General features: G+C 73.8%; 12 protein-coding genes. 10 read left to right on the forward strand and 2 right to left on the reverse strand.

All coding sequences use genetic code 11. The features are described from left to right. The first annotated feature begins 44 nt into the window (after nt 1–44). Both AB0I22_RS07205 and AB0I22_RS07210 read left to right on the forward strand, forming a co-directional pair. On the forward strand, nt 45–599 hold the full coding sequence (locus AB0I22_RS07205; RefSeq protein WP_363129651.1) for a sigma-70 family RNA polymerase sigma factor: 555 nt from the start codon (nt 45–47) through the stop codon (nt 597–599). Nucleotides 600–678: 79 nt separating this feature from the next. Next, on the forward strand, nt 679–1182 hold the full coding sequence (locus tag AB0I22_RS07210; RefSeq protein WP_363129652.1) for a GNAT family N-acetyltransferase: 504 nt from the start codon (nt 679–681) through the stop codon (nt 1180–1182). Between the two features lie 51 nt (nt 1183–1233). On the opposite strand, the gene AB0I22_RS07215 is transcribed toward AB0I22_RS07210, so the two are convergent. Both AB0I22_RS07215 and AB0I22_RS07220 read right to left on the reverse strand, forming a co-directional pair. After that, nucleotides 1234–1683, reverse strand: a complete 450-nt coding sequence (locus AB0I22_RS07215; protein WP_363129653.1) for a hypothetical protein — start codon at nt 1681–1683, stop codon at nt 1234–1236. A gap of 2 nt (nt 1684–1685) precedes the next feature. Beyond that, the gene (locus AB0I22_RS07220; RefSeq protein WP_363129654.1) at nt 1686–2045 is read right to left on the reverse strand and encodes a hypothetical protein; all 360 of its coding nucleotides are present in this window, start codon (nt 2043–2045) and stop codon (nt 1686–1688) included. A 597-nt stretch (nt 2046–2642) separates the two neighbouring features. Here AB0I22_RS07220 and AB0I22_RS07225 point away from each other — a divergent pair. From AB0I22_RS07225 to AB0I22_RS07260, 8 genes are all read left to right on the forward strand, one after another. Then, nucleotides 2643–3770, forward strand: coding sequence for an ATP-binding cassette domain-containing protein (locus tag AB0I22_RS07225; protein WP_363129655.1), 1128 nt, complete (start codon nt 2643–2645; stop codon nt 3768–3770). Continuing rightward, the gene (locus AB0I22_RS07230) at nt 3767–4507 is read left to right on the forward strand and encodes a methionine ABC transporter permease (RefSeq protein ID WP_363129656.1); all 741 of its coding nucleotides are present in this window, start codon (nt 3767–3769) and stop codon (nt 4505–4507) included. Before AB0I22_RS07225 ends, AB0I22_RS07230 begins: the two co-directional genes overlap by 4 nt. A gap of 93 nt (nt 4508–4600) precedes the next feature. Continuing rightward, nucleotides 4601–5458 carry a MetQ/NlpA family ABC transporter substrate-binding protein gene (locus tag AB0I22_RS07235; RefSeq protein WP_363129657.1) on the forward strand — a complete coding sequence of 286 codons (858 nt, stop codon included), beginning with the start codon at nt 4601–4603 and terminating at the stop codon, nt 5456–5458. 178 nt (nt 5459–5636) lie between these two features. Further along, on the forward strand, nt 5637–6278 hold the full coding sequence (locus AB0I22_RS07240; RefSeq protein WP_363129658.1) for a GNAT family N-acetyltransferase: 642 nt from the start codon (nt 5637–5639) through the stop codon (nt 6276–6278). A gap of 211 nt (nt 6279–6489) precedes the next feature. Then, complete coding sequence (cbiE, locus tag AB0I22_RS07245; protein WP_363129659.1) at nt 6490–7704, forward strand: precorrin-6y C5,15-methyltransferase (decarboxylating) subunit CbiE; 1215 nt, start codon at nt 6490–6492, stop codon at nt 7702–7704. A 262-nt stretch (nt 7705–7966) separates the two neighbouring features. Beyond that, complete coding sequence (gene cobT, locus AB0I22_RS07250; protein WP_363129660.1) at nt 7967–11923, forward strand: nicotinate-nucleotide--dimethylbenzimidazole phosphoribosyltransferase; 3957 nt, start codon at nt 7967–7969, stop codon at nt 11921–11923. 205 nt (nt 11924–12128) lie between these two features. Then, the gene (gene cobA / locus AB0I22_RS07255) at nt 12129–13385 is read left to right on the forward strand and encodes a uroporphyrinogen-III C-methyltransferase (RefSeq protein ID WP_363129661.1); all 1257 of its coding nucleotides are present in this window, start codon (nt 12129–12131) and stop codon (nt 13383–13385) included. A 53-nt stretch (nt 13386–13438) separates the two neighbouring features. Next, a complete protein-coding gene (locus tag AB0I22_RS07260; RefSeq protein WP_363129662.1) occupies nt 13439–14257 on the forward strand; it encodes an RNA methyltransferase in 819 nt (272 codons plus the stop codon). Nucleotides 14258–14289 lie beyond the last annotated feature (32 nt).

The raw sequence follows: 14289 nt of genomic DNA on the forward strand, positions 1-14289 counted from the left end.
CCGGATCGGCAACCGCGCGTCGGCACGGCCACGTCCCGCCCGGCATGAACATCCTGGAGGAGTTGAGCCCGCTGCTCGCGGCCGAGGCCGGGGCCGAGGCGCACGCGGCGGGGATCGAGGCGGCCGACCTCGAACAGGGCGTCTGGCTGCGGCTGCTGGAGCGCACCCGCCGGGCGGGGCCGCCGGCCGAGCCCGCCGCCTGGCTGCGCACGGCCGTACGGACCGAGGCGCGCGACGCCCGCCGCCGGGCCCGCCGCGAGGTGCCGTACGACCAGGCCGGCGCCCCGGCCCCCGGCCGCCCGTACGCGGGTCCGTACGCCACTGCCCGCACCGGCCCGGAATCCGAGGTCGAATCCGAGGTGCTCGCCGCCGAGGAGCGGCGCGCGCTACGGGCCGCCGTGCGGCGGCTGCCCGGCCGGTGCCCGCGGCTGCTGGGCGCCCTTTTGTCCAAAACCGACCCTACGTATCGGGAAATCGCAGGGGAGTTGGGTATCTCACAAGGATCTTTGGGGCCAGTCCGTTCCCGTTGCCTGGGATGCCTGCGCAGAATGCTCACGGCGGAGGTTGCCGCTCCTGACCCCTGGGGAAAGGAGCGTTAGGCAATCGGCGCCACGGAGACGACGTCCACCCTCGGCGTCGCTCCGGCCCGAGCGGCACCGAAAAGGGAGGCATGCGCACATGGGCATGAGCGTGACCATCTCTGCGGCGACCGAACACGACGTCGAGCAGATCCTCAAACTCCAGTATCTCTGCTATCAGGGAGAAGCCGCGCTGTACGGCGACTACTCCATCGAACCGCTCACCCAGTCCTTCGACGACGTGCGCGCCGAACTGGGCGCCGGGTGCGTGCTCGTGGCCCGGCTCGGCGGGGAGGTCGTCGGCTCGGTCCGGGGCGCGGTCGACGCGGACGGCACGGCGAGCATCGGCAAGCTGATCGTCCACCCGCGGCTGCAACGGCACGGCCTCGGCGGGCGGCTGCTCGCCGCCATCGAGGAGCGGCTGGCGCAGGACCGGGCGGCCAAGCGCTACCGGCTGTTCACCGGCCATCGCAACGAAGGCAATCTGCGCCTCTACCGGAAGTACGGCTACGCGCCCGTCTCCCGTGAGGAGGTCAGCCGGCAGCTCACCCTGGTGACCCTGGAGAAGGCCGCCGACGCGGATTCGTACGTGGCCAGCGCCTGAGCGGTGCGGTGGTCCGCGACGGCCTGGCCGTCGCGGACCACCCCGGTCGCGTCAGCGCTTCGCCTGGCGGAGCCAGATCATCGCGGTCACCGGCAGGATGACCGGGATGAAGAGGTATCCCATGCCGTAGTCCGACCAGACCGTCGCGTCGGGGAAGGCGGACGGTGCCACCAGCGTCCAGGTGCCGACGACCAGCACCCCCGCCAGCTCGGCGGCGCAGCACACCAGCGCCGCCCGGCGGGCGCCCTCGCCGCCCCGCACCAGGGAGTACGTGATGAAGGCGTACACGACGGCGGCGACGGCCGAGAGCACGTACGCGAGCGGCGCCCGCCCGAAGTCCATGATCATCTGGACGACCGAGCGGGACGCCGCCGCGACCGTGAAGACGCCGTAGAGCCAGACCAGCAGCCGGCCCGGCCCCTGGCCGAGGCTGAACCCGGGCTTCTGACCGGGCCGTCCGGTCTCGTCATCGGAGCGCGCGGTCGTCGCGGAGCCGGGCATCGTCAGCCTCCCCAGATGTCGTAGAGCCGCACTTCCAGCACGGCCAGGATGACGCCGCCCGCCGCGACCGTCACCGAACCCCAGCGGGTCCGCTCCGACAACGACATGAAGCCCGCCGCCGGTACGCACACCGCCGAGCCGATCAGATACGCCAGGAAGATCGGCAGGCCCTGGTCCGGCTTCTCGCCCCGCGCCAACTGCACTATCCCCACGACCAGTTGGGCCAGCGCGAGCAGCGACACCACGGCCATGCCGATGAAGTGCCAGTCCTTGGTGGGCTGGTCGCGGTAGGCGGCGAAGCCGCACCACGCGGCCAGCGCGAGCGCGCACACGCTGACCGCGACGGTCAGAGCGGTGATCACCGGGGCCTCCGCGCGGTACGAGCGGAGGGAGCGGGCTTGACAGGCATGCGCCGACTCTAATCGGCGACCGCCGCCGGACTCCGCGCGCCCCCGCCGGTCCGCCGGGCCGCACGGGGCGCGGCACAGGCGCGGGCCGTGGTCCCGGCCACAGCGTACGAGCGCGGCGGGCCGGTCACGCTCGCCCCCGGGGACGGGCCGGCGGCGCTGCCCGTATGGGGCGCGGCGGGTCGTACGGGGGCGCGCGCGACCGGCTGGGGCGCGGACGAGAATGTCCACAGATTGGGCAGGAGCGTCCAGAATGTGGGCACGTCCGATCAGGTCATGCGCACGTCTGTTTTACTTGAAGACATGACCACGACGAGCAGCCGCACCCTTGCGACCGAGGCGATGACGACGCCCGGTGCTCGTTGCCTGTGTCGAATGTGTGACCGCTGAGGGCCCCTGTCCGAGCCTCGCGCCCCGAAGCGAGACCGTGCGCCATGAAGTGAAGCCGTGACCGTACGAGCCGAGCCCGTACCGGCCGGCCACGCCCTGCGTCACCGGAACCCCCGACCGCGCCCGCGCGCCCCGCCGGGCTCCCCGCTGCCGCGTTCCGCAATGCATGCCCGTGCCCGGCGCCACCGCGCCGCGCACTCGACAGTGACGGAAACCCCTGTGATCACCACGACAGACCTGACCAAGGTCTACCGCTCGCGCGGCCGCGAGGTCACCGCCCTCGACGGCGTCGACCTGCACGTCCGCGAGGGCGAGGTCTACGGCGTCGTCGGCCAGAGCGGCGCCGGGAAGTCCACCCTCATCCGCTGCGTCAACCTCCTGGAGCGCCCCAGCTCCGGCACGGTCACCGTGGCCGGCCAGGACCTCACGGCCCTCGCCGGACGCGGCCAGCGCGCCAACGCGGAACTCCGCCGGGCCCGCAGCCGCATCGGCATGGTCTTCCAGCACTTCAACCTGCTCTCCTCGCGCACCGTGCGCGACAACGTCGAGCTGCCGCTCGAAATCCTCGGCGTCTCCGGCAAGGAGCGCACCCGCAAGGCGCTGGAACTGCTGGACCTCGTCGGCCTCGCCGCCCAGGCCAAGGCGTACCCGGCCCAGCTCTCCGGCGGCCAGAAACAGCGCGTCGGCATCGCCCGCGCCCTCGCCGGCGACCCCAAGGTGCTGCTCTCCGACGAGGCGACGTCCGCCCTCGACCCCGAGACCACCCGCTCGATCCTCCAGCTGCTGCGCGACCTCAACCAGCAGCTCGGCCTGACCGTGCTGCTCATCACCCACGAAATGGACGTCGTGAAGACCATCTGCGACTCCGCGGCCCTCATGAAGGGCGGCCGCGTCGTCGAATCCGGCACCGTCTCCGAACTGCTGGCCACCCCCGGCTCGGAGCTGGCCGCGGAGCTCTTCCCGGTCGGCGGCGAACCCTCCGGCGCGGACCGCACCGTCGTCGACGTCACCTTCCACGGCGAGGCCGCCACCCAGCCGGTCATCTCCCAGCTCTCCCGTACGTACAACATCGACATCTCGATCCTCGGCGCCGCGATGGACACCGTCGCGGGCAAGCAGGTCGGCCGGATGCGCATCGAACTGCCCGGCCGCTTCGAGGAGAACGTCGTCCCCATCGGCTTCCTGCGCGAACAGGGGCTACAGGTCGAGGTCGCGGCCGTAGCCGATGCGGCCGACGCCGAAGCCGCCCTCGAAAAGGGCGCGGGGCTTCAGAAGGACGGTGCCAAGTGACCTGGTCCGAGATGCAGCCCCTGCTGTCCGACGCCTGTCTCGACACCCTCTTCATGGTCCTGTGGTCCACCGTGTGGACCGTCGTCGTCGGGCTGCCGCTCGGCGTCCTGCTGGTCCTCACCGGCCGCGGCGGCCTGCTCCAGAACGTCGTGGCGAACAAGGCCATCGGCGCCGTCGTGAACGTCGGGCGCTCGATACCGTTCATCATCCTGATGGTGGTGCTGATCCCCTTCACCCGCTTCGTGGTGGGCACCTCCATCGGCCCCAGCGCCGCGGTCGTCGCCCTCGCCATCGGCGGCATCCCGTTCTTCGCCCGGCTCGTGGAGACCGCCGTCCGCGAGGTCGACCACGGCCTGATCGAGGCCGTGCAGTCGATGGGCGGCGGCACCTGGACGCTGGTCCTCAAGGTCCTGCTGCCGCAGGCGCTGCCCTCGATCGTCGCGGGGCTCACCACCACCGTCATCGCGCTCATCGGCTACTCCGCCATCGCCGGCGCGATCGGCGCGGGCGGCCTCGGCAACCTGGCCATCGTCTACGGCTACCAGCGCTTCGAGACCGGCCTGATGATCGTCACCGTCATCGTGCTGATCGTCATCGTCACCCTCATCCAGCTCATCGGCGACCTCGTCGCGCGGCGGCTGGCCCCGCGCGGCACCTCCCGCGCCCAGTCGCCCGTACGCATCCGGCTGCCCTGGTCGGGCCGGACCGCCCAGGAGGCCGCGATCCCCAAGTCCTGACCCCGCGCGGGGCGCCGCCCCGCACCCGAAGCCCACGAGCCCGGACCCTTCGCCGGGCGCACCATTTCGTGAGATGAGAAAGAGGCACTCTTCGTGCGCGACACCATCAAGATCTCCGCAGCCGTCGCCGTCGCCGCGGCGCTGACCGTCGGCCTCAGCGCGTGCAGCGCGCCCTCCGACACCGACTCCGGGGGCAAGAAGGGCGACGCCGACGCGAAGCTCGTCGTGGCCGCCAGCCCCACCCCGCACGCCGTCATCCTCGACTACGTCAAGGACAAGCTGGCGAAGAAGGCCGGGCTCAACCTGGAGGTCAAGGAGTTCAACGACTACAACCTCCCCAACACGTCCACCGAGAACGGCGACGTCGACGCCAACTTCTTCCAGCACAAGCCGTTCCTGGACGAGTTCAACAAGAAGAACAAGACGCACATCGTGCCCGTCGTCAACGTCGAGATCGAGCCGCTGGGCCTCTACTCCAAGAAGGCCGACAAGCTCTCCGACATCAAGTCCGGCGCCAAGATCGCCGTGCCCAACGACGCCACCAACGAGGGCCGCGCCCTCAAGTTGCTCGCCGACCACAAGCTCATCGACCTCAAGCCCGGCGTCGGCGCCGACGCCAAGCTGTCCGACATCACCGACAAGAAGGGGCTCAGCTTCACCGAGCTGGAGGCCCCGCAGATCCCAACCCGGCTCAAGGACGTCGACGCCGCGGTGATCAACGGCAACTTCGCCATCGGCGCGCACCTCAAGCCCTCCCAGGACGCCCTCGCCCTGGAGCAGGTCAAGGACAACCCGTACGCCAACTTCCTCGCCGTGAAGAAGGGCAACGAGCACGACCCGCGCATCGAGAAGCTCGCGAAGCTCCTCAACTCCGACGAGGTCAAGAAGTTCATCGAGTCCAAGTACACCGACGGCTCCGTGCTGCCGGCCTTCGGCCCCGCCAAGAGCTGACACCGGCTCCGGCCCCGCGGCCCCCGCGCCCGCACCGCCGTCCGTACGGACCCGGGCCCCGCACACGCGACCGGCGTGCGCGGGGCCCACGCGCTTGGCACGCCAGTGGGCCCATGCTGCATGCTTGTGCACTCAAGACGGTCCAGATCACCCCCGGTCCCCGGCGTTGGAGCAGAGCATGACATCCACCTTTCCGGACATCTCCATCAGCACGGACCGGCTGGTGATGCGCCCGTTCGAGGAAGCGGACGTCCCCGCGCTCACCGAGATGATGAACGACGAACTCGTCACCGCCTGGACCGCCGCACCCCACCCCTACACCGCCGCCGACGCCCGCGACTGGGCCGTGCGCCGCGCCCCCGCCGAGCGCGCCGACGGGCGAGGAATCGTCTTTGCGGTCACCGAGTTCCTCACCCAGCGCCTCGTCGGCACCGTCCAGTTGCGCAACACCGACTGGACGATGCTCGCCACCGAGATCTCCTACGCCACCGCCCCCTGGGCCCGCGGCGAGGGATACGCCAGCGAGTCGGTGCTCGCCGTCGCCCAGTGGCTCTTCCGCGACCAGCGCTTCGAGCGCCTCGAACTGCGCACCGCCGCCGACAACGCCGCAGGCCAACAGGTCGCCCAGAAGACCGGCTGCATCAGCGAAGGCGTCCTCCGCAACGCCTGGATAGCCCGCACCCGCACCGAGGACGGCGGCTGGGCCCGGATCCGCACCGACCTCCTCGTGTGGAGCCTGCTCCCCGAAGACCTCGAAGGCGCCCACGACGAGGCCGCCGACGACTCCGGATACGCGGCGGCGTATCCCGACTGGAGCTGACGGCGGGCCGGGGAACGGGCGCGGGCCGCCGGCCGGGACGGCCGGAGACGACCGCTGCCCGGTCTGGACCACTGCGCGATACGCTCACCGTGTTCGCGCCCGTGCCCGGACCCGCGCCGCCGCGGGTCCGCTGCGGCCTGCCCGCCGACCCGACCGCCGACAGACCTGTCGAACCGCCCGACCCGCGACACACCCCAGGAGACTGACGACGATGGCCGACCGGGTCACGGTGATCGGCTGGGACGGCTCCCCGCTCACGGATGCGGCCCGTTCAGCCATGGAAGCGGCCACCCTCGTGGCCGGCGCCGCCCACCACCTGGCACTGCCCGAAGTCCCGCCCGCCGCCGAACGGATCAGGCTCGGCAGCCTGGACCTCGCCGCCCGGCGCATCGCACAGCACCGCGGCACCGCCGTCGTCCTCGCCGACGGCGACCCCGGCTTCTTCGGCGTCGTACGCACCCTGCGCGCCCCCGAACACGGACTGGAGGTCGAGGTGGTCCCGGCGGTCTCCGCCGTCGCCGCCGCCTTCGCACGCGCCGGCATGCCCTGGGACGACGCCCAGGTCGTCGTCGCCCACAGCCGCGACCTGCGCCGCGCCGTCAACGTCTGCCGGGCCCACACCAAGGTCGCCGTCCTCACCTCGCCCGGCGCCGGCCCCGCCGAGCTCGCCCTCCTGCTCGGCCCGGTGCACCGTACGTTCGTCATCTGCGAGGAACTGGGCAACGAGCGCGAACAGGTCACCGTGCTCACCTCCGACAAGGTCGCCGACCACTCCTGGCGCGACCCCAACGTCGTCATCGTCATCGGCGGCTCCGGCGCCGCCGCCGCACAGGGCAGCGGCTGGCTCGCGGGCCACGAGCCCGGCTACCCGCCGCCGGTACGGGGCTGGGCGCTGCCCTCCGGCGCGTACGGGACCGTCCTCGGCGAGGGCGAGTCCATGGAACTGCGCGCGGCGCAACTGGCCCGCCTCGGGCCGCGCGTGGGCGACCTCGTCTGGGACATCGGCTCGGGCAGCGGCGCGGCGGCCGTCGAGGCCGCCCGGTTCGGCGCGGCCGTCATCGCCGTGGACCGCGACGCGGAGGCCTGCGGCCGCGCCGCCGCCGTCGCCCGCCGCTTCGGCGTACAGCTCGACATCGTCCACGGCACCGCGCCCCAGGTGCTCGAAGACCTCCCCGAACCCGACGTCGTCCGCGTCGGCGGCGGCGGCGCGGCCGTCGTAGAGGCGTGCGCGGCCCGCCGGCCCGAGCGGATCGTGACGCACGCCTCGACCCGCGACGAGGCCGAAGCCGTGGGCCGGGTGCTCGCGGCGGCGGGGTACGGAGTGGAGTGCGCACTGCTCCAGGCGATGGAGCTGGACACCCACGTGTGGGCGGAGCGCGAGCGCGCCGTGGCCTTCCTGCTGAGCGGCCACCGCGCCCACCCGTGACCCCGCTCACGAGGCCGGTTCCGGTCCTGCCCATGACCCCGCCGAGCACGGCAAAGGGTAGGCTGGCCGACTGTTGTACCGCCGCCCGGCATCCGACTTCCCAGTCGCCGATGTCCGGAAAGCACCACCGGCTCGGTGGCGCACGAGGCAGGGTGGTACGGGCTACATACCGCGTGCAACGTGCCGCGAGACACGGGCGCTCGTTCTTGTCTCAAGGGCGGGAGCGGTTCGAAGGAGCACTACCGATGGGCGAGGGGTACGCATGACCGACACCGGCCAGATCCCGGGCGAGGGACAGCCGGGGAACGCAGGCGCACAGCCCGGACACCCGCTCCCCGCGGATGCCGCAGCCCCTGCCGACACCGGTCGCGTCGAGCGGCCGGGCCGCCCGGCCCAGGGCCCCTCCACCTACGCCTTCCTCGCCGGCCCGGACGCCGCCGAAAGCTCCGCCGGCGACCTGGACGGCAGCCTCGACGGCGGGATGGACGAGGACGACCTGCTGCTGATGCCGGGCGCCCAGGGCGCCTGGATGGAGCAGCCCCTGAACGGCCTCGGCGCGCCCGGGCCGCGCGGCAGCACGCACGAGACCGGCGGCCGCGACTCCGGCTCGGTCGAGTACGGGGGCGTACGCGACCCGCGGCCCGCCGCCGCGGCGCACCCGGGGCCGCAGCCGGCCGCCGCCGCGGCCCAGGCCGCTCCCGCACCGCCTGCCGCTCCTTCAGCTCCTGCCGCCTCCGCACCGCCCGCTCCGCCGCGCCGCCCGCTGCACATGGGGCCGCCCGTACCGGACACCTCCGGCGGGGTCGTACGCTCCCTCGCCGACCGCGGCCCCGCCGCCGGCGTCTCGCAGAGCGCGCCGCCCGTACGGCACGCCGGTCCGCCGACCGCGGGCCCCGAATACCTCGACGTGCCGCGCGACGACGCGAACGCGCCCGCCGGACCGCAGCTCGGCGAGATCCCGCCGCAGGCGGGGACCTGGGACGCCCAGCCGCAGACGGCGGCCGCACCGGACGGCGCCGTGACGGAGGCGCCGGCAGCCGTTTCCGTGCCCGCGCCCGCTGCCGCACCCGACGACGCCGCTGCCGCCGCTCCCGCGGTGGTCCCCGAGCCCGCGCCCATGCCTGCCGAGGCTGCTGCTGCGGCTGTTGAGCCGCAGGCGGAGCCCGAGGCCGGGCCGGAGCCGCAGCCGCAGCCGCAGACCGAGGAGGCTGTGGCGGCTGAGGCTGCTGCGAGTGCTCCCGAGGCCGTCGTGGCTCCTGAAGCTCCTGAGGCTCCTGCGGTCGAGACCGCCGAAGCCGAGCCCGAGCAGGAGCCTCAGCCGGAGGCCCCTGCTGCCGCTGAGGCTCCTGAAGCCGCCGAGGCAGCCGCGGCGGAGGAGCCCGAGCTCATCGCGGAGGCACCCGTGGAGCCGGGCCCCGTGGAGGCGGACAGCGCTGAGCAGGCCGGTGCGCCGGAGGCCGTGACCGAGGAGGAAGCGCAGCCCGCGCCCGAAGTTACGGCCGAGGCCGCGCCCGAAGCCCCTGTCGCGGAAGCGCCGGTCGCCGCCGAACCGCAGCCCGAGCCCGAGGCGGTGACCGCACCCGACCCCGAGCCCGACGCCGTGGCCGAGGCCGTCGCCGAACCGGCCGCCGCCGCGCCCGCCGAGACCGCAGCCGAGGCGCAGCCCGAGGCCGTCGCCGTCGCCCCGGCCGCCCCCGAGCCCGCCCCCGAACCTCAGGCAGTGGAGGTGACCGAGGCCGCCGACGCTGAGAGCGAGAACGCGGCTGCCGCCGAAGAGGCCGCGCAGCCGCCCGCCGAAGCCCAGCCCGCGGCCGTAGCCGTAGCCGCCGAGAGCGACGGCGAGGGCCCGTCCGAGGAAGCCCCTGCCGAGCCGGAAGCCGTTGCCGAAGCCGTCGCCGTCGAGGCCGACGGTCCGGCCGTGGAGCCGTCCGTCAGCCCCGAGAGCACGCCCGTCGCCGAAGACGCCGCCACCGCGGAACCGGCCGCCGACGAGGCCGTCGCAGCCGACAGCCCGGAGGCAGAGGCGGAGCAGGGAACGGCCGACGGGCAGCCCGAGCCCGCGACCGCCCCGGAGCCCGCGCCCCGCGAGGACGCGACCGTACCGTCGCTCTCCGCCCCCGTCTCCGTAGGCAGCGACGGCGTCGCGCACCTCGCCGAGGAAGCGGAAGAAGCCGCAGAAGCCGAAGAAGCCGGAGAAGCTTCAGAAACCGGAGAAGCGGCAGAAGCCGAGGAGGCCGAAGCGGCGGCCGAGCCCGGCCCGGCCGCCCAGGTCGCGCCGGAACACTCGATAGTCGCCGACGCGGCAGCCGAGTCGGCCGCACCGCAGGACGGCGCCCCCGCCGACCAGCCCGCGCCCGCCGCGGAGCCTGCCGAGACCGCGGAGCCTGTCGCGACCACAGAGGCCGTGGAATCCACAGAGACCGTGGAATCCGCAGAGACCGTGGAGGCCGCGGAGACCGTCGACACCGCGGAGACCGCGGAACCGGCCCCCGCCGCCGGTTACGACGACGCCGAGCGCGCCGCCGTCCACCGCGTGATGCGCGAGCGCCGCGACATCCGCAACGGCTTCCGCACCGACCCCGTCCCGCACGACGTGCTGCTGCGCGTCCTGGAGGCCGCGCACACCGCGCCGAGCGTCGGGCACTCCCAGCCCTGGGACTTCGTCGTCATCCGCTCCGCGGAGACCCGCCGCACGATGCACGACCTGGCCGCGCGCCAGCGCGAGGCGTACGCCAAGTCGCTGCCGAAGGCGCGCGCCAAGCAGTTCAAGGAACTGAAGATCGAGGCGATCCTCGACACCCCGGTCAACATCGTCGTCACCGCCGACCCGACCCGCGGCGGCCGGCACACCCTCGGCCGCCACACCCAGCCGCAGATGGCCCCGTACTCCTCCGCGCTCGCCGTCGAGAACCTGTGGCTCGCCGCCCGGGCCGAGGGCCTCGGCGTGGGCTGGGTCAGCTTCTTCGACGAGCGCGAGATGGTCCGCGAACTCGGCCTCCCCGAGCACCTGGAGGTCGTCGCCTATCTGTGCGTCGGGTACGTCGACGAGTTCCCCGAGGACCCGGAGCTGATGCAGGCCGGCTGGTCCAAGCGCCGCCCGTTGTCCTGGGTCGTGCACGAGGAGACGTACGGGCGGCGCGCGCTGCCCGGCGAGGAGCCGCACGACCTGCTCGCCGAGACCCTCCAGGGCATCCGCCCGCTGGACGCCAAGGCGCTCGGCGAGGCGTGGGAGCGGCAGAAGCGGATGACGAAGCCGGCGGGCGCGCTCGGCATGCTGGAGATCATCGCCGCGCAGCTGAGCGGGTTGTCCCGGCAGTGCCCGCCGCCGGTCCCGGAGCCCGCGGCCGTCGCGGTCTTCGCCGGCGACCACGGGGTGCACGCCCAGGGCGTCACGGCCTGGCCGCAGGAGGTGACCACGCAGATGGTCGCCAACTTCCTCGGCGGCGGCGCCGTCTGCAACGCCTTCGCCAACCAGGTCGGCGCCGAGGTGTGCGTGGTCGACGTGGGCGTCGCCGGCGACCTGCCGAGCACGCCGGGGCTGCTGCCGCGCAAGGTACGGGCCGGGACCGCCGACTTCACGACCGGGCCCGCCATGTCCCGCGAGGAGGCGCTGCGCGCCATCGAGGTCGGCATCGAGACCGCCCGAGACCTGGTCGCCGCCGGCAACAAGGCGCTGCTGACCGGCGAGATGGGCATCGCGAACACGACCGTGTCCGCCGCGCTCATCTCCGTGTACACCGGCACCGACCCGGCCGAGATCACCGGCCGCGGCACCGGCATCAACGACGAGATGCACGCCCGCAAGGTGGACGTCGTACGGCGCGCCCTCGACCTGCACAAGCCGGACCCGACCGACCCGGTGGGCGTCCTGGCCGCCGTCGGCGGGCTGGAGCACGCCGCGCTGGTCGGGCTGCTGCTGGGCGGCGCCTCGCTGCGCACCCCGGTGATCCTGGACGGCGTGAGCGCCGGGGCCGCCGCCCTGGTGGCGCGGGCCATCGCGCCGGAGGCGCTGGCGGCCTGCATCGCAGGGCACCGGAGCGCCGAGCCCGGTCACGTGGCGGCGCTGACGAAGCTGGGGCTCCGGCCGCTGGTCGACCTCGACCTGCGGCTGGGGGAGGGCACGGGGGCGCTGCTGGCGCTGCCCGTGGTGCAGAGCGCCGCGCGGGCCATGCACGAGGTGGCCACGTTCGACGCCGCCGGGGTCACCGAGAAGGCGTGACCGGGGGCGGGCACGAGCCCGCCCCCGCCGTCCGTCCGCAAGCGCCGTCGCCCGTAAGCGCCCCCGCCCGCCCTCCGCGCTCGGGCTGTAGCCGTGGGTCCCGGCGTGGCACCGTAAAGTGTCCGCCAGGGGCCGCACCCCCGCCCACCTGCCGCTCCACCGCCGAAGCGGCGCCCTGTCGCCGTACCTAGGAGCCGCGAGCACCATGTCCGAACACGTCGAGCAAGCAGGGCGCGCAGAGCACGCCGCGAGCGCTGCCTACCCCGTCGGACTGCGCCTCGCCGGGCGCCGCGTCGTCGTGCTCGGCGGCGGGCAGGTCGCCCAGCGCCGGCTGCCCGCGCTGATCGCGGCCGGCGCGGACGTCCTGCTCGTATCGCCGTCGGCGAAGCCGTCAGTGGAGGCCATGGCGGAGGCGGGCGAGCTGCGCTGGGAGCGGCGCGGGTACCGGGACGGCGACTTCGCCGACGCCTGGTACGCGCTCATCAGCACCGACGACCCCGAGGTCAACGCCGCCGCGTCGGCGGAGGCCGAGGCGCGCCGGGTGTGGTGCGTGCGCAGCGACGACGCCGAGGCCGCGTCGGCGTGGACGCCGGCCACCGGGCGCAGCGAGGGCGTGACCGTCGCGGTCCTCACCGGCCGGGACCCGCGCCGGTCCGCCGCCGTGCGGGACGCGATCATCGAGGGGCTGCGGGACGGCACGCTGCCCGCGCCGCACCACCGGGCCCGTACGACCGGGGTCGCCCTCGTCGGCGGCGGTCCCGGCGACCCGGATCTGATCACGGTGCGCGGCCGGCGGCTGCTGGCCGAGGCCGACGTCGTCATCGCGGACCGGCTCGGCCCGCGCGATCTGCTCGACGAACTGCCGCCGCATGTCGAGGTCATCGACGCGGCCAAGATCCCGTACGGCCGGTTCATGGCCCAGGAGGCCATCAACAACGCGCTCATCGAACACGCCAAGGCCGGCAAGGCCGTCGTCCGCCTCAAGGGCGGCGACCCCTTCGTCTTCGGCCGCGGCATGGAGGAGGCCGCGGCGCTGGCGGAGCACGGGATTCCGTGCACCGTCGTGCCCGGCATCTCCAGCTCCATCAGCGTGCCCGGCGCCGTCGGCATCCCGGTGACGCACCGCGGCGTCGCCCAGGAGTTCACGGTCGTCAGCGGCCATGTCGCGCCCGACGACGACCGGTCCACGGTCGACTGGGCGGCGCTCGCCAAGCTGCGCGGCACCCTCGTGATCCTCATGGGCGTCGAGAACAGCGGCGCCATCGCCGCGGCCCTCGTCCGCGGCGGGCGTCACGCGGACACCCCTGTCGCCGTCGTCCAGGAGGGCACGACCGCGGCCCAGCGCCGGGTGGACGCGACGCTGGGGACGCTGGGGGAGACGGTCACGGCCGAGGGCGTACGGCCGCCGGCTGTCATCGTCATCGGCGACGTGGTGGCCATCGGCTCCGGTACCGGCCGGTAACCGTTCTCGTCATTCACATTGGCACCGCAACCACGACAAGGCAGTATCACCCTGTGGCCGATCTCATCACCGTCGACGACCCCGACGACCCCCGCCTGCGCGACTACACCGGGCTCACGGACGTGGAGCTGCGCCGCAGGCGCGAGCCCGCCGAGGGGCTGTTCATCGCCGAGGGCGAGAAGGTGATCAGACGGGCCGGGCACGCCGGTTACGAGATGCGCTCGATGCTGCTCTCCGCCAAGTGGGTCGACGTCATGCGCGACGTCATCGACGAGGTGCCGGCCCCCGTCTACGCCATCGCCCCCGAACTCGCCGAGCGGGTGACCGGCTACCACGTGCACCGGGGCGCGCTCGCCTCCATGCAGCGCAAGCCGCTGCCGACCGCGGGCGAACTGCTGGGCGGCGCCCGGCGGATCGTGGTCATGGAATCCGTCAACGACCATACGAACATCGGCGCCATCTTCCGCAGCGCCGCCGCCCTCGGCATGGACGCCGTGCTGCTCTCCCCGGACTGCGCCGACCCGCTCTACCGCCGGTCGGTGAAGGTGTCGATGGGCGCGGTCTTCTCGGTGCCGTACGCGCGCCTGGAGACCTGGCCGCGCGACCTGGAGACGGTCCGCGACGCGGGCTTCAAGCTGCTGGCGCTCACCCCGGACGAGAAGGCCACGGCCATCGACGAGGCCGCCCCGCACCGCCTGGAGCGCGCGGCCCTCATGCTGGGCGCGGAGGGCGACGGCCTCTCGGCGCGGGCCCTGATGGCCGCCGATGAATGGGTGCGCATCCCCATGGCGCACGGCGTCGACTCGCTGAACGTCGGCGCCGCGGCGGCCGTCGCGTTCTACGCGGTGGCGGCCGGACGCCCCCAGGACTGACCCGGCGGACGCCTGACGCGGTGGATGCCCAG

This window comes from Streptomyces sp. NPDC050610, assembly GCF_040654875.1.
GTDB lineage: Bacteria > Actinomycetota > Actinomycetes > Streptomycetales > Streptomycetaceae > Streptomyces.

Bases quoted from the DNA above. Each gene is read 5' to 3' on its own strand.
- AB0I22_RS07205 (WP_363129651.1), top strand. From the start codon at position 45: ATGAACATCCTGGAGGAGTTGAGCCCGCTGCTCGCGGCCGAGGCCGGG.
- AB0I22_RS07210 (WP_363129652.1), top strand. From the start codon at position 679: ATGGGCATGAGCGTGACCATCTCTGCGGCGACCGAACACGACGTCGAG.
- AB0I22_RS07215 (WP_363129653.1), bottom strand. From the start codon at position 1,683: ATGCCCGGCTCCGCGACGACCGCGCGCTCCGATGACGAGACCGGACGG.
- AB0I22_RS07225 (WP_363129655.1), top strand. From the start codon at position 2,643: ATGCATGCCCGTGCCCGGCGCCACCGCGCCGCGCACTCGACAGTGACG.
- AB0I22_RS07240 (WP_363129658.1), top strand. From the start codon at position 5,637: ATGACATCCACCTTTCCGGACATCTCCATCAGCACGGACCGGCTGGTG.
- cbiE (WP_363129659.1), top strand. From the start codon at position 6,490: ATGGCCGACCGGGTCACGGTGATCGGCTGGGACGGCTCCCCGCTCACG.
- cobT (WP_363129660.1), top strand. From the start codon at position 7,967: ATGACCGACACCGGCCAGATCCCGGGCGAGGGACAGCCGGGGAACGCA.
- cobA (WP_363129661.1), top strand. From the start codon at position 12,129: ATGTCCGAACACGTCGAGCAAGCAGGGCGCGCAGAGCACGCCGCGAGC.